Source organism: Brachybacterium sp. B718/18, from assembly GCF_055454375.1.
Window position 1 is genome coordinate 92,283 of the sequence record NZ_JBVDDO010000004.1, and the last position, 17,508, is coordinate 109,790.

Consider the following 17,508-nt stretch of genomic DNA (forward strand, 5'->3'; position numbering starts at 1 on the left):
GCCCGTGACCGATCCCGTCGACGAGTCCGCCCAGCGCCTCGCCACCGCCCGCACCCGCGCCGCGTCCATGTTCGCCGCCCTCCCCGAGGAGGTCCACGAGCTGGGGCGCCGATTCGAGGCGGCCGGGCACGAGCTCGCCCTCGTGGGCGGGCCGGTGCGCGATGCGGTCCTGGGCCGCTCGAGCGCGGACCTCGACTTCACGACCTCCGCCCGTCCCGAGCAGACCGAGGCGATCCTGCGCGAGTGGACCCACGGCGGCGCGATCTGGGACATGGGGCGTGACTTCGGCACCCTCGGCGGCGTCCGCCACGGCGTGCGCGTCGAGATCACCACCTACCGCACCGAGTCGTACGACCCGACCTCCCGCAAGCCGCAGGTCGAGTACGGCGACACCCTCGAGGGCGACCTCTCCCGGCGGGACTTCACGGTCAACGCGATGGCCGTGCGCCTGCCCTCCCTCGAGCTCGTCGACCCCTTCGACGGGCTCACCGACCTCTCCCGCACCCTGCTGCGCACCCCCGTCGGCCCCCAGCAGTCCTTCACCGACGATCCGCTGCGGATGATGCGCGCGGTCCGCTTCGTGGCGCAGCTCGGCTTCCGCATCGAGGACTCCACGGCCGACGCGATCGAGGAGCTCGCCGAGCGGATCACCATCGTCTCCGCCGAGCGGGTGCGCGAGGAACTGGTCAAGCTGATGCTCGGCGCCCACCCCCGCGGCGGTCTCGAGCTGCTCACCGAGCTGGGGCTCGCCGCCCACGTGCTGCCCGAGCTGCCCGCCCTGCAGCTCGAGATCGACGAGCACCACCACCACAAGGACGTCTACGAGCACTCGCTGACGGTCCTGGACCAGGCGATCGACCTCGAGAGCCCCGCCGGCTCGGGCGGTCCCTGCGAGGGCCCCGACCTGGTGCTGCGGCTGTCCGCCCTGTTCCACGACATCGGCAAGCCCGCCACGCGCCGCTTCGAGCCGGGCGGGGCGGTGAGCTTCCGCTTCCACGAGACCGTCGGCGCGAAGATGACGGTGCAGCGGATGAAGGCCCTCGCCTTCGACAAGGACACCACCAAGCGGGTCGCCCGTCTGGTCGAGCTGCACCTGCGCTTCCACGGATACGCCGACGCGCCGTGGACCGACTCGGCGGTGCGCCGATACGTGACCGACGCCGGGGACCTGCTCCAGCACCTCCACCGGCTCACCCGCGCCGACGTCACCACCCGCAACCGGCGCAAGGCCCGGGCGCTCTCGCGGGCCTATGACGAGCTCGAGGCCCGCATCGACGAGCTCGCCGCCCAGGAGGAGATCGACCGGATCCGCCCCGATCTCGACGGCAACGAGATCATGCGCCTGCTGGACCTGCCGCCGGGACGCGAGGTGGGCGAGGCGTACAAGCACCTGCTCGAGCTGCGCATGGAGCACGGGCCGCTGGGCGCCGAGCGGGCGGAGGCCGAGCTGCGCTCCTGGTGGGAGTCCCGCTCGGGCTCGTGAGGGTCCTGTGGAGGTGCGTCGCATCGCTGTGAGCGGCGCCGCATGGAACGTGCACACCCTGTGTGCTTCGACGCCAGGTCGTTCCGTCGTGAGGGGGGCGTGCCCATACTGAGGGACTGCGCCCCCTCGCGGGGTGCCACCCGTCCGTGCCCCCGAAGGACTAGGAGCAGCCCGTGAGCGACTCTCGACGCTCGTCCCGCGGCTCGTCGGATCGAGCCAGGAAGCAGACCGGCGGCGCACGTCGCGCAGCCGGAGTGCGGCGTTCCTCGTCGTCCTCGAAGCCGTCCGGCAGCTCGCCGAGCGAGGAGCCCCGCGGCACCAGCCGCACGGGCCGACGCGCCGACGGCGCCGCCGCGGCGGGTGCCGCGGCAGGCGCGGGGGCGAGCGCGAAGGGCGCCCGGAGCGCCACCGCGAAGGACTCCGGGGCGAAGCCCGCGACCGCGAAGAGCTCCGCCGCGAAGAGCTCGGCGGCCAGGGCCGCGAAGGGCTCCTCCGACGGATCCGCCGGCGGCCCCTCGGTCTCCCGGCGCCACGCCCGCTCCACCGGCGGGGGTGCGAAGGCCGGAGCCGCGAGCTCGGCCGCCGCGGGGACCGCCGCCGCGAAGCGCTCCGGCGGGAAGCCCCGCAAGGCCCGTGCCACCAACTTCCTGAACTACCCCCGGGCCGGGGCGAAGAACCCCTGGCGCTGGATCCCGTCGTTCCGCATGATCGCGGGCCTCGCCGCGCTGCTGGTCATCGCGGGCGTCGGCTTCTCCGTGTGGCTGTACAACGACACCGAGGTGCCCGAGCCCTCGGACTTCGCCCTCGCACAGACCACCCGGGTGTACTTCGCCGACGGCGAGACCGAGATGGGCCAGTTCAGCGAGATCAACCGCACCGAGCTCTCCTCCGACGAGATCCCGCAGAACGTCAAGGACGCGGTCGTCGCGAGCGAGGACTCGAGCTTCTACGACAACCGCGGCATCTCCCCGCGCGGCATCGCCCGCGCCCTGATCAACAACCTCTCCGGCGGAGCCCGCCAGGGCGGGTCCACCATCACCCAGCAGTACGTGGAGCGGTACTACACCGGCACCACCACCAGCTACGTCGGCAAGGTCCGCGAGATGGTGATGGCGCTGAAGATCGACGAGGAGCTGTCCAAGGACGAGATCCTCTCCCGCTACCTCAACACCATCTACTTCGGCCGCGGTGCCTACGGCGTCGAGGAGGCCTCCCAGGCGTACTTCGGCAAGCCCGCCGCGGAGATGACCGACGCGGAGGCCGCGCTGCTGGTCGCCGTGATCCCCGCCCCGTCGGCCTACGACCCGGCGGAGAACCCGGAGAAGGCGACTGAGCTGTGGGACCGCGTGATCACCCGCCAGGTGAACCTCGGGCAGATGACCCCGGCCGAGGGCGACGCCCTCCAGTTCCCCGAGACCATCGACCCCGCGAACGAGAACTCGCTCGGCGGCACCAACGGCTACCTGCTGGCCCAGGTCCGCAAAGAGCTCGTGGCGCAGGGCTTCACCGAGGACGAGATCAACACGGGCGGGTTCACGATCGTCTCCACGATCGACCCGATGATCCAGCAGAACACCGTCCAGGCGATCGAGAACCTCCCGGACGACCGGCCCGAGAACAACCACGTCGGCACCGTCACGATCGACCCGTCCACCGGGGCGATCCGCGGCATGTACGGCGGCGAGGACTACGTCACCCAGTCCCGCAACGACGCGACCCAGTCGCGGATGCAAGCCGGCTCGATCTTCAAGACCTTCACCCTCATCGCCGCCCTCGAGGACGGCTACCCGCTGGACTCGCGCTGGGACGGGAACTCGCCGAAGTCCTTCGACGTCCCCGGCGGCTGGACGGTGAAGAACTTCAACGACGTCGACTACGGCCGGGTCACCCTCGAGAAGGCGACCACCAGCTCGATCAACACCGCCTACGCGGAGATCAACCTCGAGATCGGGCCCGAGCGCACGCAGGAGACCGCGATCGCGCTGGGCTTGCCGGAGGACACCCCGGGCCTGGATCCGGTGCCCTCGAACGTGCTCGGCTCCGCCTCCCCGACGGTGCTCGAGATGGGCGAGGTCTACGCGACCATCGCCTCGGGCGGCGTCCACCGCGGCTCGTACATCGTCCAGTCGGTCACCCGTCCCGACGGGTCCTCCGCCTACGAGCACGAGGTCTCGGAGACCCAGGCGCTCGACGAGGAGGTCGCGATCAACGCGACCGTGGCCCTGCAGGGTCCGCCCACCTCGGGCTCGGCCCGTTCCCTCAAGGACGTCATGGACGGCCGTCCCGTGGCCGGCAAGACCGGCACGTCGGAGAGCTTCCGCTCGGCGTGGTTCGTAGGCTTCACCCCGCAGCTGGTCACGGCGGTGGGCATGTTCCAGCCGTCCGCCGACGGCACCTCCGAGGAGGCGCTGACCGCCTTCGGCGGCGAGGACTCCATCACCGGCGGCACCTTCCCGACCCAGGTCTGGGGCGACATCATGTCGACCTCCCTGGAGGGTCAGGAGAAGCTGGACTTCGCCGACGAGGTCACGCTCGACAACGAGAAGCGCTCCCGCAGCACCCAGGCGCCGCGCGAGCCCGCCACGCAGCAGCCGACGGAGGAACCGTCGGAGGAGCCGACCACCGAGGAGCCGACCACCGAGGAGCCGACGACCGAGGAGCCGACGACCGAGGAGCCCACCACGGAGGAGCCCTCGGAGGAGCCCACCACCGAGGAGCCCACGACCGAGGAGCCGATCGAGCAGACCACCGCTCCCGGCGAGACCCAGCCCACCGAGGGCGCGGACACGCAGGGCCAGGGGCAGGGCGGCGGCAACGGCAACGGCAACGGGAACGGGAACGGCGACGTGACCGGGCGCGACGAGGGCGACACGGATGCCGCGGGCGAGACCGCGCAGACCACCACCGGCGGCGACTGATCGTGCGGACGGGCCGGTTGACCCGCGGCCGCGCGGTGCGACGCTCCGCGGAAAACCGAGAGCTGCACCGGTCGCCCTGCGGGCGGCCCAGCGGTCGTCCTCGTCCTGCGGGCGGCGTGACATCTCACGCCTCCCGTGGGTGAGCCCTCGCAGGTCCGTCGACTCGTCGAAGCTCGTGTCGAGACCGCCGGCGACCACCCCCATCGCGGCGCTCAGCCACGCGATGCCCACGTAGTTCGACAGATCCACCGGCCGCTGCACGATCTGCGCCTCAACACCAGACCGGCCGCGAGGATCAGCGCGAACAGCGACAGGAAGAGAGTGAGCACGCAGAGGAAGATCGTTAGCACGGTCGAGAGGTTGTAGTACACGAGCACCTCGGAGGGCTCCGCGTGACGTGGGCGCTCCCAGAGACCGTTGCTGAACAGTAGCCACAGCACCATGAGCGTGATCGCCAGGAGCCCGATCAGCAGCAGCCGACCCGTCGAGAGCGCGGCGGACATCTGCCAGATCGAGTTGTAGAAGACGCCGAACGCCCCTGCCGCGGAGGCGGCGGCCAGTGCCGAGGAGAGCTGGGGAGCCGTGCGCCAGGGGGCGTTCGTCGCCACCATCCCGCTGATCCCGGGGTCCTCGACGGGCGGTTCGGACATGGTCGCTACTCAGCGTGCCGGACGCCGCCGCCGCACGCGCGAGGCGGGTCGGCGTCCTCATGACCGGACCGATCGTTCCGGTGGTCCGGACCGATCGGTCCGGTCCGTGCCCTGGGCGGACGGTCGCGAGCCTGTCGGTCCGCCACCGGGGAGGCCTACGGTGACCGGCGTCAGAGACGACCCGCGCGATCCCTCGAGGAGGCACGTCATGACCACCGTGAAAAATACCCCCACCCCCGCTCCCGGCCGGCCCGGCAGCCGCCCGCCCCAGCTCGAGGAGCCGACCACACCGGACGGGCCCCTCCCGTCGAAGCCCGATCAGGAGGGTGCGCAGCCGCGCACGCCCACCGGCGCCGAGCCGGGCCCGGAGCGCAGCACGAACGCCCAGCGGGGTGCCTTCGTGACCACCTCGCAGGGAGCGCGGCTACGCGACACCGACCACTCGCTGAAGGCGGGCCGGCGCGGCCCCGTGCTGCTGCAGGACCACCACCTGCGCGAGAAGATCACCCATTTCGACCACGAGCGGATCCCGGAACGAGTGGTCCATGCCCGCGGTGCCGCCGCCCATGGCGTCTTCGAGGGGTACGGCACCGCGGAGCCCGTGTGCCGGGCCGGATTCCTCGCCAAGGGGAAGCGCACCGAGGTGTTCACTCGCTTCTCCACCGTCGTCGGCTCGCGCGGCTCGATGGACACCGCCCGGGACACGCGCGGCTTCGCCACGAAGTTCTACACCGACGAGGGAACCTTCGACCTGGTCGCCAACAACATCCCGGTGTTCTTCATCCAGGACGGCATCAAGTTCCCCGACGTCGTCCACGCCGCCAAGCCCCATCCCGATCGGGAGATCCCCCAGGCCCAGAGCGCGCACGACACCTTCTGGGACTTCGTCTCCCTGCACACCGAGGCCCAGCACCACACCCTGTGGTTCATGGGCGATCGCGGCATCCCGCGGTCCTACCGGACGATGGAGGGCTTCGGGGTCCACACCTTCCGGCTCGCGAACGCTGCCGGGGAGACCTCGTTGGTGAAGTTCCATTGGAAGCCTCAGCTCGGCGTGCACTCGCTGACCTGGGAGGAGGCGCAGCTCCTGGGCGGCAACGACCCGGACTTCCATCGCCGCGACCTCGCCGATGCGATCGAGTCCGGCGCCCACCCCAGCTGGGAGCTCGGGATCCAGGTGTTCCCCGACAACGAGGAGCAGAGCTTCGAGGGCATCGATCTGCTGGACCCCACGAAGTTCGTGCCCGAGGAGCTGGCGCCGGTGCAGCCCATCGGCCGTCTCACCCTGGACCGCAACCCCAGCAACTACTTCGCCGAGACCGAGCAGGTCGCCTTCAACCCCGGGCATCTGGTGCCGGGCATCGACGTCACCGACGACCCGCTGCTGCAGGTGCGGCTGTTCTCCTACGTCGACACCCAGCTCACCCGGCTCGGCGGGCCGAACTTCGCGCAGCTGCCGATCAACCGTGCGCACGCCCCGGTCAACGACATGCTCCGGGACGGCTACGGCCAGCAGGGCGACCACGCCGGTGTCGCGCCCTATCAGCCGAACTCCCTGGACGGGGGCTGCCCGTTCACGGCGGGCGAGATGGACGGCGCCTTCGAGGACCTGCCGGTCCGGGTGCCCGAGGGGGTGAAGGAGCGGGAGCTCTCGGCCACCTTCGAGGACCACTTCAGCCAGGCCCGCCTGTTCTGGCGCAGCATGACGCCGGTCGAGAAGGACCACATCGTCGACGCGTACTCCTTCGAGCTCGCCAAGTGCTACGAGAACACGATTAAGGAGCGCCAGCTACAGAGCCTGGCGAACATCGACGGCGAGCTCTGCGCGCGGGTCGCTTCGGCCCTCGGCCTGCCCGCCCCGGAGCCGACGGTCCCGGCCGACGGGTCCGACGAGGGGCCGGCAACCAGTGCACCGCTGTCCCAGCTCGGCGGCAGCTGGCCCGTCGACGGCAGGAAGATCGGCATCGTCGTCGACCCCGAGGCGGACAACGCGGGCCTGCTGGAGCTGCACGAGGCGATCGTCGCCGCCTCGATGACCCCGCTGGTCATCGCGCCGCGCGGCGGCGAGGTCGCCGGAGTGCCGGTGGCTCGCACGCTCGGCACCGCCGCCTCCGTCGAGGTGGACGCCCTGCTGCTCGCCGGAAGCCCGCTCCTGGCCCCGAACTCCCGCCCGTCGGTGGACTCGAAGGCCGGCGCGCCCGGGAACGGCGAGGTCGAGCCGCGGGTGGGCAAGCTGATCGACGAGTGCTGGCGCCACGCGAAGGCGATCGGCGCCTGGGGCCCCGGCCGCGAGGCGCTCGAGGCGCGCACCGCGCCCGGCGGCGCAGGGCTCGTGGCCGGCGAGGACGGCGAGAGCGTGCTCGGCGAGATCATCGCCCTGCTCGGGAACCACCGCGTCTGGGAGCGGTTCCCGGCGGGGGCCTGAGCACCCGGCGACTCGCGTCCCTCCGCGGGGCCCGGGCCGGGCAGCGCTCATCGGCGCTGGTCGTCCGCCCATGGTGGGGCGCGCTCGATCGTGGGGACGGAGCGGACGTCGAGGCGTGGGGCGTCGCAGACGCAGGCCCTGTGATGCGCCGCGCACCCGTCGGCGCTCCCTGGCCGCAGATCACGGTGCCGGGTAGGCTGTGTCGGTCCGTGCCGCGCATCGCCGATGCCGCGCCCGGATGGCATGAACCCTCCTGCCACGGAGAGACCGTGGCCGCAGAGACCACAGGAGGTGGGTACCAGACATGCGCAAGTACGAAATGGTCGTGATCCTCGACCCGTCCGTCGACGAGCGGACCGTGAGCACCACGTTCGAGAAGCTCGTCCAGGTCATCCCGGCCGAGGGCGGCACCGTCGACAACGTCGACGTCTGGGGCAAGCGCAAGTTCGCCTACGAGATCGACAAGAAGTCCGAGGGCATCTACATCGTCCTCAGCTTCACCGCCACCTCGGCGACCGCTCAGGAGCTCGACCGCCAGCTGGGACTCAACGAGTCCGTGCTGCGCACCAAGCTCATGCGCCTCGACGCCGAGTGACCTCGCGTCGCTGACCAGCGCACCACCCCATCCGACCCCGGAGCAGAGGAGCACCCATGGCGAACGACACCGTCATCACCGTGATCGGCAACCTGACCGCTGACCCCGAGCTGCGCTTCACGCAGTCCGGTGTGGCCGTCGCGTCGTTCACCATCGCGTCCACCCCCCGCACCTTCGACCGTCAGTCGAACGAGTGGAAGGACGGCGAGGCGCTGTTCCTCCGTTGCTCCATCTGGCGCGACGCCGCGGAGAACGTGGCCGAGTCGCTTGAGAAGGGCTCCCGCGTGATCGCGCAGGGCCGACTCAAGCAGCGCTCCTACCAGGATCGTGACGGCAACCAGCGGACCTCGGTCGAGCTGGACGTCGACGAGATCGGTCCGTCCCTGCGCTACGCCACCGCGAAGGCCACCAAGGTCCAGCGAGGTGGCGGCGGTGGTGGCGGCGGAGGCCGCGGCGGCTTCGGCGGCGGCAACCAGGGAGGTGGCCAGGGCGGCTACGGCGGCGGCCAGCAGGGCGGCGGCCAGGGCGGCTACGGCGGTCAGCAGGGCGGTTACAACAACGCGCCGCAGGGCGCTCCCGACGCCGACCCCTGGGCCGGCGGAGGCAATCAGGGCGGGTACGACGACCCTCCCTTCTGATCGGTCCCCGACCGATCTGACCGGCCCCGCGCCGGTCGACGCACGACACTGATCCACTCCATCCCGGGTCCATGCCCGGGCTCCCCTCAGAAAGAAGGAGCACCACGATGGCCAAGCCTGTTCTTCGCAAGCCGAAGAAGAAGCAGAACCCGCTGAAGGCCGCCGGTCTCGAGACCGTCGACTACAAGGACGCCGCGCTGCTGCGCAAGTTCATCTCCGACCGCGGAAAGATCCGCGCCCGTCGGGTCACCGGCGTCTCCGTCCAGGAGCAGCGCAAGATCGCGAAGGCCGTGAAGAACGCCCGCGAGATCGCGCTCCTGCCCTACTCGACCTCCGGTCGCTGAGCGAGGAAGGCGTAGACATGACCACCAAGCTCATCCTCACCCACGAGGTCTCCGGCCTCGGTGCCGCCGGTGACGTCGTCGACGTCAAGGACGGCTACGCGCGCAACTTCCTGATGCCCCGCGGTCTCGCGACCCCGTGGACCAAGGGCGGCCAGCGCCAGCTCGACCAGATCCGCGCCGCCCGTGGCAAGCGCGCGATCGCCTCTCTCGAGGAGGCCCAGGCGCTCAAGGCGACCCTGGAGTCGAAGCCCGTCGTCATCGCGGAGCGCGCCGGCGAGAACGGCCGCCTCTTCGGCGCCGTGGCCTCCAAGGAGGTCGCCGAGGGCGTGAAGTCGGTGTTCGACAAGGACATCGACCGTCGTACCGTCGAGTTCCCCGCCCCGATCCGCGCGCTCGGCGAGCACAAGGCGACCGTCCGTCTCCACGACGACATCTTCGCCAACCTGCTCATCCAGGTCGTCGCCGCGAAGGGCTCGGCCAAGGCCTGATCGTCCAGGGCCCGCGCAATGGCCCGTTTCTCAACCACTTTCGCCTCAGAAATGGTTGAGAAACGGGCCATTGTCATGCCCGGCGGGGCGCCGCGGCGGGCGAGACGCGGCGGGTAGGGCGAGATCGACAGCGTCGGCTCATGAGCCAGAACGACCCCGGATCTGGCTCGCCAGGCGACAGTGTCGACCTGGCCGTCCTCGGCCCGGCCAGCCCCACCCCCGGCCCACCCCTCGGCCCCCACCCCGCCCCGCCTGGCGCCCGGCAACCGGGAGGTCCGATCCCGGTCCGCGAGAGCGCCTCGCCTATCCTCGTGCGGGTGAACTCCCCGACCCCCACTTCCACGTCGGTCCCCTCCGACGACCACCAGGGCCTCGCCCGTACCCTCGGCCATGGCCAGATGGCGATGATTGCCATGGGCTCTGCCCTCGGCACCGGGCTCTTCCTCGGCTCCGGCGAGGCGATCGGCTACGCCGGCCCCGCGGTCATCGTCTCCTTCGCGCTCGGCTCCCTGATCGCGGCGACCGTGGCCCTGTCGATGGGCGAGATGGCCTCGCGCCACCCGGTGCGCGGCGGCTTCGGCACCCTCGCCGCCCGTTACCTGTCCCCGTTCTGGGGCTACCTCAGCCGCTGGCTGTACTGGATCGTCACCGTGTGCGTGACCGGGGCGGAGCTGGTGGCCTGCGCCGCCTACCTCGCCTACTGGCTGCCGGGGGTGCCGATCTGGGCGGGGATCCTGCTGTTCGCGGCGGTGATCATCGGGATCAACCTGTTCAGCGTCGGCTCCTTCGGCGTGGTCGAGTTCTTCCTGTCCTCGATCAAGGTGATAGCGGTGCTGGTCTTCCTCCTGATCGGCGCGGCACTCGTGCTGGTCGGGGTGCCGGGCGCGCCCGCCGCGGGGTTCGTCGAGCTCACGGCCGACGGTGGCTTCGCCCCGATGGGCTGGAGCGGCGTGTGGGTCGCCCTCTCGGTCGTGATGTTCTCCTTCGGCGGCATCGAGCTGCTGTCGATCACGGCCGCCGAGGCGAAGGATCCGGCGCGCTCGATCCGTACCGCCGCCCGGACCACGATCGTGCGTCTGGCCTTCTTCTACGTCCTGTGCATCGGGATCGTGCTGTGCCTGGTGCCGTGGCGGGAGGCCGCCGGGACCGGTGGCGAGGTAGCGACCTCGCCGTTCGTGATGGTCTTCGACCGGATCGGGGTGCCCGGCGCCGCCCATGTCACGAACCTGCTGGTGCTGATCGCGGCGCTCTCGGCGGCGAACGCGAACCTGTACGCGGGCAGCCGGATGATCCACTCCCTCGCCTCCGACGGGCTCGCCCCCCGCTTCGCCGCGCACACCACGGCGCGGAAGGTGCCGGCGGTCGGCATCGCGCTGAGCTCGGTCGGCCTGATCGGTGCGGCGCTGCTGGCCTTTTCCGGGGTGGGCGGCGTGTTCGGCTACATGATGAGCCTGGTCGTCTTCGCGGTGATCCTGGTGTGGGTGCTGATCCTGCTGACCTTCCTCTCCTTCCGCCGCCGCGGGATCACCGGGGCGACCTTCCGGATGCCCGGCGGCTCGGTCACCGGCGTGGTGGGCCTGGTGGGTCTGCTCGCCGTGCTCGCCACCGTCGCCGTGCGGCCGAGCATGCAGGTCGCGGCGATGGTGGGCGTCCCGGCGGTGCTCGTGGCGAGCCTGCTCTACCTGGTCGTGGGGCGCCGACGCGTCGATCCGCGGGACATCGACGAGGCCTTCGAGGAAGCGGAGTCGATGCGCTGAGAGGTCTTCGTCACTGTGCGGCCCGGCGGTTTGGGGCCGGGGTTCTCGGAGGGTAACCTAGGGGAATCTTCGGTCTCGGTGTGTACAGCGCCCGGTGCCGGAGCCACGCGCAAGTGGCGGAATTGGTAGACGCGCACGGTTCAGGTCCGTGTGCCGGAAACGGCGTGGGGGTTCAAGTCCCCCCTTGCGCACCGCGGAGAAACCCCGGTTCACCCAGGTGAGCCGGGGTTTTTCGTCGTCCGTGTGGCGGGCGCGGCAGTGGCCGACGACGGCCGACGGGTCCACAAACGCCGACGGGGCCACGGCCGCCGTCGGGGCCGTGACGGCCGACGGGGCCGTGACGGCCGACGGGGCCACGATGGCCACGGGGTCCCGACTTCCGACGGGGCCGAACCCCGCCCCGCCCCGCCTCGCCGGCCCGTCCGGCTCAGAGGATGAACTCCAGCGGATCGAACTCGTCGATCTCGATGATGCGGACCCGCGGCAGGCGGCTCGTGAAGGCCTGCACGTCGTACTCGAGGTCGTGCAGCTCCACCCCGGGGATCTCCCGCAGGTCCCCCGACATGAACTCGGTGAAGCCCACGATCGCGGTGCGCCGCTCCTCGTCCTCCGCGAGCGCCTCCATCTGCGGGACGAAGTCGCTGTCGTGGCTGACCAGCATGACGTCGGCCTCACGCGGCACGAGCGCCTCGGCGGTGCGCTGGATCGCGATGTCCACGACCTTGCCCTCGCCGCGCAGCGGCACCGGGGTGTAGCCGAGCGCGATGAGCGCCTGCACGAAGTTCAGCGGCAGGCTGTCGGAGACGGCGAGGAAGAACAGGCCCTTGACCTCCTGCTGCCAGGCCGACTCCGCATGCTGCAGCAGCTTGTTCCAGCGCGGCCGCTCCTCCGGCTGGGGCCGACGGCCCAGCACCGAGCCTCCCAGGGTGGCATCGATGTTCTCGCCGTCGACGAGGAGGTACGTGGTGCGCTGCGTCATGGGGACGAGCCTACGCGGCGGGCACGTAGCCTGGAGGCGATCAGGAGGTGGCCATGCTCCCGCTGCAGCAGACCTACGCGGAGGCGCTCCCCGAGCTCTCCGTGCCATGGCGGGCGGACCTCCCGCCGGACCCGGAGATCCTCTGGCTGAACGAGCCCCTCGCCGTCGAGCTGGGACTGGATCCCGCCCAGCTGCGCTGTCCCGAGGGGATGGCCCTGCTCACCGGGCAGATCGACGGCACCGTCGCCCAGGCCTACGCCGGTCACCAGTTCGGCAGCGCGAACCCGCAGCTCGGCGACGGCCGGGCCGTGCTCCTCGGCGAGCTGGTCGACACGACCGGCCGTCGGGTCGACCTGCACCTGAAGGGGTCCGGCCGCACCCCCTTCGCGCGTGGTGGGGACGGGAAGGCCCCGCTCGGGCCCATGCTGCGCGAGGCGGTGATCGGCGAGTTCCTGCATGCCGCGGGGGTGCCGACGACGCGGGCCCTCGCCGTGCTCACCACCGGGGAGCGGATCGCGCCGCGGCAGGGGGTGACGCCGGAGCCGGGCGCCCTGCTGGTGCGCGTCGCCGCGAGCCACCTGCGCGTCGGCACGGTGCAGGCCGCCGCCTGGCATCACGGCCCGGAGGTCACCGGGCGCCTCGTCGACCACGTGATCGCCCGCCACCACCCGTCGGCCGACGGTCCGCTGGGGCTGCTCGCCGCGGTCACCGGCGCGCAGGCCGAGCTGGTCGCGCGGTGGATGCTGCTCGGCTTCGTCCACGGCGTGATGAACACCGACAACATGGCGCTCTCCGGGGAGGGGATCGACTACGGGCCGTGCGCGTTCCTCGACGTCCACCGGAACCAGGCGGTGTTCTCCTCGATCGACCGCGGCGGCCGCTACGCGTACGGCAACCAGCCGGGGGTCGCGCTGTGGAACCTCTCGCGCTTCGCCGAGGCGCTGCTGCCGGTGATTGATCCCGAGGACCCGCAGCGTGCCGTCGACGCGGCGACCGCGGTGCTCGAGGGCTTCGAGCCCGCCTACCGGGCGGCGCACGCCCGCGGTCTCGCCGCGAAGCTCGGCATCGCGGGCGGCCAGGACGAGGTGGCCGCTCTCGGGGAGGACCTGTTCGCGCTGATGGAGACGCAGTCGGTGGACCACACGGGGTTCTTCCGCGCCCTCGCGGAGGGCAGGGCCGAGGCGCTGTTCGCCGACCCCGCGCCCTTCCGCGCCTGGGCCGTGCGGCAGGAGGCGCTGCGCGTTCCGTCGGCCGACGGGCCCGGCGCACAGGCGAACCCGCTGTACGTGCCGCGCAACGTGCAGCTCGACGCGGCGCTGCGCGCCGCCCACCTCGGCGACCTGGGCCCGGTGCGCACGCTCCTCGACGCGGTCTCCGCACCCTTCGAGACCCGGTCCGGACTGACGCACCTCGAGGGACCCGGGGAGGGCGGGGACCACTTCCTCACCTTCTGCGGCACCTGAGCGACCGCCCCCGGGATCGCCCGCTCCGCCGTGGCGCGGGTCGTCGCCGTCGCCCCCTTAGGCCCCTGGCCTGCGCAGAATCCACGGCGCTTATTCCGTTGCCGCGCTGCCGCCCCGGGTCTACGGTGGAGGCACATCGAAAGGAGGTGATCCGAGGAATGAATGACCTTCGGACTCGTGAGGTGGCTCGCCGCTGAGGCAACCCCTCGACTCTGACCCGCATCAGCGGGCCCCCAGATCGACGGACCGCAGCGAATCCACCCGAGCTGCCCGGACCCGCAGGGGTCGGCCCTTGTCCAGCCGACACGCGCACCGCGCACCCTGCGGGTTCGCCCCTGTCCGGGCGCGGATCGGCGGCGCCGCCACGCGGACTACGCTTCGCTCGTGACCTCCGTGAACTTCCCGCCGGTGACCCGGCTGACCCCCGCCCCGTCGTCGATCGACGCGACCGCCGTGCGCTGGTTCCCGCATCCGCCCGGCCCCGAGGACCGCGTGGTCCTGCTGCTGCACGGGCTCGGCTCCCACGAGGGTGACCTGCTGGGCCTCGCCCCCGCCCTCCCGCGGGACGTCGTCTACGCCTCCCTCCGCGGTCTCTTCGCGTGCGGCGCCGGCTACGCGTGGTCCGCCCCGCCGCCCGTGGACCCCGCCGATCCCTCCCTCCTGCAGGAGGCCGCCGGGGCCGTCGAGGACTGGATCGCGCGCACCGCCCCCGGCCGCGTCATCGGCGCGATCGGCTTCTCCCAGGGCGGGATGCTCTCCCTCCAGCTGCTGCGCCGCGACGCCCGCGCCCTTGAATGGATCGTCCAGCTCTCCGGCCGGCCCTTCCCCGCCCCGATGCCGGGGGACGCCGCGCTCGCCGCCGCTCGCCCGCCGGTGTTCTGGGGCCACGGAGGCCAGGATCCCCTGTTCGGCCCGGCGGCCGACGAGGAGGTGCGCACCTTCCTCCGCGCGCACACCGACGTCGAGGAGGTGCTGCGCCCGCAGCTCGGCCATGGCATCGACGAGGAGGAGCTCGCCGCGGTGATCGCCTTCGTCGAGCGTCAGCTCGGCGAGGACGGCGCAGCGCGCTGAGCGAAGCAGGGAACCACCTCCCGCGAGGCGTCCTCCACACTGCTCCTGCTCGGGGCCCGCACGTAGGGAGCGGGCTGTAGCATTCCCTCAGTCCCGGCCGAGATGCGGTCGGGCCATGAGGAGCACCAGGAGATCATGAGCGCCGCCAGCGACGCCCCCAGTGACTGTCCCAGGCCTTCGGGCCTGCACTCTTACATCACACGCGGGGGGATCCGGCCATGGATCTGATCGGCCCCCTCGTCTCCCTCGCGATCGGGCTCCTGCTCATCGCCGCCTGCGGCGGATTCGTCGCCGCCGAGTTCTCCCTGATCACCGCCAACCGCAACGACGTGGAGGCGGCCGCCGCCTCCGGCGACAAGCGGGCCCGCGGCGTCCTGGAGGGCATGAGGACCCTCTCCACGCAGCTCTCCGGAGCCCAGCTGGGGATCACCGTCACCAACCTCGGCATCGGCTTCCTCGCCGAGCCGGCGATCGCCGCGCTCGTGTCGCCGACGCTGGAGGGCTGGGGCCTCGCTCCCGTCGCCGCCCGGTCGGTGTCCGTCGCCCTGGCCCTCGTGCTCGCGACGGGCATGACGATGATCTTCGGCGAGCTGGTCCCCAAGAACCTCGCGATCGCGAAGCCGCTCGAGACGGCGAAGGCCGTCGTCGGCTTCCAGCGCCTGTTCACGAAGGTCCTCGGCTGGCCGATCCGCCTGTTCAACGGCAATGCGAACGCGATCGTGCGCCGTCTCGGCGTCGAGCCGCAGGAGGAGCTGGGCTCGGCCCGCAGCGCGGAGGAGCTCTCGGCCCTCGTGCGCCGCAGCGCGGACGAGGGCGCCCTGCCCGCGGAGACTGCGACGCTCGTGCAGCGCACCCTCGCCTTCGGCGACCGGCGCGCCCACGACGCGATGGTCCCGCGCGGCCGCATGGACGTCCTGGAGACCACCGACTCGGTGCAGGACCTGCTGGACCTCGCCCGCGAGGGCGGGCACTCCCGCTTCCCGGTCCTGGACCCGGAGAACGAGATAGCCGGCGTCGCCCATGTGCGCCACGGCCTCGCCGTGCCCTTCGCCGAGCGGCCCACCACCACCGTCGCCGCCGTCATGGGGCCGGCCACCTTCGTGCCCGACACCGTGCCGCTCGATGACCTGATGGACACCCTCCGGGGCGGCGGCCTGCAGATGGCCGTGGTGATCGACGAGTTCGGTGACCACGCCGGTCTGATCACCCTCGAGGACCTCGTCGAGGAGATCGTCGGCGAGGTCCGCGACGAGCACGACGAGGAGACCGACCCGGCCCCCGAGCCGGACGGCTCCTGGGACTTCGACGCCCGCACCCGGCCGGACGAGGCGACCGAGAGGCTCGGCGTCACCGTGCCCGAGCACGAGGACTACGACACCCTCGGCGGCCTCGTGACCATGGAGCTCGGACGCCTCGCGGAGGTCGGCGACGAGGTCGTGGTCGACACCGACCCCGCCCCCGGTGAGGCCCCGGCGCGGGTCCGGATCGCGGTGACCGAGGTCGACGGCCTGCGCATCGAGACCCTCCACCTGAGCGTCGAGCCCGTCCCCGTGGACGAGGACGGCGACGGGGCCGAGGGATCCGAGAAGCAGGGCCGCGGTGCTCGCCAGGACCGGGGCGGCCGTGACGAGTCGAAGGAGGCGCGTCGATGAGCGACGTCACCGGACTCGCCCTCACGCTCGTGCTGCTGCTCGCCAACGCCTTCTTCGTCGGCGCCGAGTTCTCCCTGATCTCCGCCCGACGCTCGATCATCGAGCCGAAGGCCCTCGAGGGGAACTGGGCCGCGAAGCGCACCCTCGGTGCGATGGAGCAGGTCAGCCTGATGATGGCGGGCGCTCAGCTCGGCATCACCGTCTGCTCCCTGGCGCTCGGCGCGATCAGCGAGCCCGCGATCGCGCACCTGCTCGAGGTGCCTTTCGCGTGGATCGGCGTGCCGGAGGCCCTCCAGCACCCGATCGCCTTCGTGATCGCCCTGTCGCTCGTGACCTACCTGCACGTGGTCTTCGGCGAGATGGTCCCCAAGAACATCGCGCTCGCCGGCCCGGAGCGGATGGCGATGATCCTCGGCCCGATCCTGCTGGGCATCGTGACGGTCCTCCGCCCGCTGCTGTGGGCCTTCAACGGCCTCGGCAACCTGGTGCTGCGGATCCTCGGCGTCGAGCCGAAGGACGAGGTCACCAGCGTGTTCACCCGGGACGAGGTGGCCGCGATGGTCAGCGAGTCCAAGGAGGGCGGCCTGCTCGAGGACAACGACGAGGCCCTTCTGCTCGGGGCGCTGTCCTTCGAGGGGCGCTCGGTCGCGAACCTCGTCATCCCGCGCGGCCGGGTCTCGACCCTGCCCGAGGGCGTGACCCCCGCCGCCGCGGAGGTCGCCGCCGTGGAGGGGTTCAGCCGCTTCCCGGTCGAGGCGGCCGACGGGGCGCTGGTCGGCTACATCCACATCAAGGACGTGCTCGAGGCTTCCGAGGAGGCCCGCGACCGGCCGATCCCCGCCCATCGCATCCGCGGCCTGCCGCGGATCGGCGCGGACCAGCCGCTGCGCCGCGCCCTCGCCCAGATGCAGGCCTCCGGGGCGCATCTCGGCGCGGCCACCGACGCCTCCGGCGCGGTGATCGGCATCGTCACCCTGGAGGACATGCTCGAGGAGCTCGTGGGGCAGATCCGCGACGACTCGCGCGCCGCGGCCTGATCGCGGAT

At 71.8% G+C, this 17,508-nt stretch carries 14 protein-coding genes and 1 tRNA gene; 13 read left to right on the forward strand and 2 right to left on the reverse strand.

All coding sequences use genetic code 11. The annotated features are described in order from the left end of the window. The first annotated feature begins 4 nt into the window (after positions 1 to 4). Complete coding sequence (locus tag ACZCAH_RS08190; RefSeq protein WP_464340588.1) at positions 5 to 1,483, forward strand: CCA tRNA nucleotidyltransferase; 1,479 nt, start codon at positions 5 to 7, stop codon at positions 1,481 to 1,483. A 173-nt stretch (positions 1,484 to 1,656) separates the two neighbouring features. Continuing rightward, entirely contained in the window at positions 1,657 to 4,401 is a 2,745-nt protein-coding gene (locus ACZCAH_RS08195; protein WP_464340589.1) for a transglycosylase domain-containing protein, read from the forward strand. 212 nt (positions 4,402 to 4,613) lie between these two features. Here the strand turns inward: ACZCAH_RS08195 and ACZCAH_RS08200 are convergent, their stop codons facing one another. Beyond that, on the reverse strand, positions 4,614 to 5,051 hold the full coding sequence (locus ACZCAH_RS08200) for a hypothetical protein (RefSeq protein ID WP_464340590.1): 438 nt from the start codon (positions 5,049 to 5,051) through the stop codon (positions 4,614 to 4,616). Between the two features lie 208 nt (positions 5,052 to 5,259). On the opposite strand from ACZCAH_RS08200, the gene ACZCAH_RS08205 reads away from it, so the two are divergent. The 7 genes from ACZCAH_RS08205 to ACZCAH_RS08235 all read left to right on the forward strand — a co-directional run bounded on the left by ACZCAH_RS08205 (position 5,260) and on the right by ACZCAH_RS08235 (position 11,489). Next, entirely contained in the window at positions 5,260 to 7,476 is a 2,217-nt protein-coding gene (locus ACZCAH_RS08205; protein WP_464340591.1) for a catalase, read from the forward strand. 304 nt (positions 7,477 to 7,780) lie between these two features. Then, positions 7,781 to 8,071 (forward strand): 30S ribosomal protein S6, encoded by a 291-nt coding sequence (gene rpsF, locus ACZCAH_RS08210; protein WP_464340592.1) that lies wholly within the window; start codon positions 7,781 to 7,783, stop codon positions 8,069 to 8,071. Between the two features lie 56 nt (positions 8,072 to 8,127). Next, on the forward strand, positions 8,128 to 8,709 hold the full coding sequence (locus tag ACZCAH_RS08215) for a single-stranded DNA-binding protein (RefSeq protein ID WP_464340593.1): 582 nt from the start codon (positions 8,128 to 8,130) through the stop codon (positions 8,707 to 8,709). A gap of 107 nt (positions 8,710 to 8,816) precedes the next feature. Then, the gene (gene rpsR / locus ACZCAH_RS08220) at positions 8,817 to 9,053 is read left to right on the forward strand and encodes a 30S ribosomal protein S18 (RefSeq protein ID WP_010533203.1); all 237 of its coding nucleotides are present in this window, start codon (positions 8,817 to 8,819) and stop codon (positions 9,051 to 9,053) included. A 17-nt stretch (positions 9,054 to 9,070) separates the two neighbouring features. Continuing rightward, positions 9,071 to 9,541 (forward strand): 50S ribosomal protein L9, encoded by a 471-nt coding sequence (rplI, locus tag ACZCAH_RS08225; protein ID WP_464340594.1) that lies wholly within the window; start codon positions 9,071 to 9,073, stop codon positions 9,539 to 9,541. Between the two features lie 317 nt (positions 9,542 to 9,858). Then, the gene (locus ACZCAH_RS08230) at positions 9,859 to 11,298 is read left to right on the forward strand and encodes an amino acid permease (protein WP_464340595.1); all 1,440 of its coding nucleotides are present in this window, start codon (positions 9,859 to 9,861) and stop codon (positions 11,296 to 11,298) included. A 107-nt stretch (positions 11,299 to 11,405) separates the two neighbouring features. Then, a tRNA-Leu gene (locus tag ACZCAH_RS08235) sits at positions 11,406 to 11,489 on the forward strand. Positions 11,490 to 11,725: 236 nt separating this feature from the next. On the opposite strand, the gene ACZCAH_RS08240 is transcribed toward ACZCAH_RS08235, so the two are convergent. Continuing rightward, positions 11,726 to 12,277 carry an NYN domain-containing protein gene (locus tag ACZCAH_RS08240; protein ID WP_329745957.1) on the reverse strand — a complete coding sequence of 184 codons (552 nt, stop codon included), beginning with the start codon at positions 12,275 to 12,277 and terminating at the stop codon, positions 11,726 to 11,728. Between the two features lie 53 nt (positions 12,278 to 12,330). Here ACZCAH_RS08240 and ACZCAH_RS08245 point away from each other — a divergent pair, with 53 nt between their 5' ends. The 4 genes from ACZCAH_RS08245 (at position 12,331) to ACZCAH_RS08260 (ending at position 17,500) form a co-directional block, all read left to right on the forward strand. Further along, positions 12,331 to 13,740: a protein adenylyltransferase SelO gene (locus tag ACZCAH_RS08245; RefSeq protein WP_464340596.1), complete on the forward strand. Its 1,410-nt coding sequence runs from the start codon at positions 12,331 to 12,333 to the stop codon at positions 13,738 to 13,740. A 384-nt stretch (positions 13,741 to 14,124) separates the two neighbouring features. After that, entirely contained in the window at positions 14,125 to 14,811 is a 687-nt protein-coding gene (locus ACZCAH_RS08250) for an alpha/beta hydrolase (RefSeq protein WP_464340597.1), read from the forward strand. A gap of 218 nt (positions 14,812 to 15,029) precedes the next feature. Further along, positions 15,030 to 16,463: a hemolysin family protein gene (locus ACZCAH_RS08255; RefSeq protein WP_464340598.1), complete on the forward strand. Its 1,434-nt coding sequence runs from the start codon at positions 15,030 to 15,032 to the stop codon at positions 16,461 to 16,463. Continuing rightward, the gene (locus tag ACZCAH_RS08260) at positions 16,460 to 17,500 is read left to right on the forward strand and encodes a hemolysin family protein (RefSeq protein ID WP_464340599.1); all 1,041 of its coding nucleotides are present in this window, start codon (positions 16,460 to 16,462) and stop codon (positions 17,498 to 17,500) included. The genes ACZCAH_RS08255 and ACZCAH_RS08260 overlap by 4 nt, the downstream gene beginning before the upstream one ends. Positions 17,501 to 17,508 lie beyond the last annotated feature (8 nt).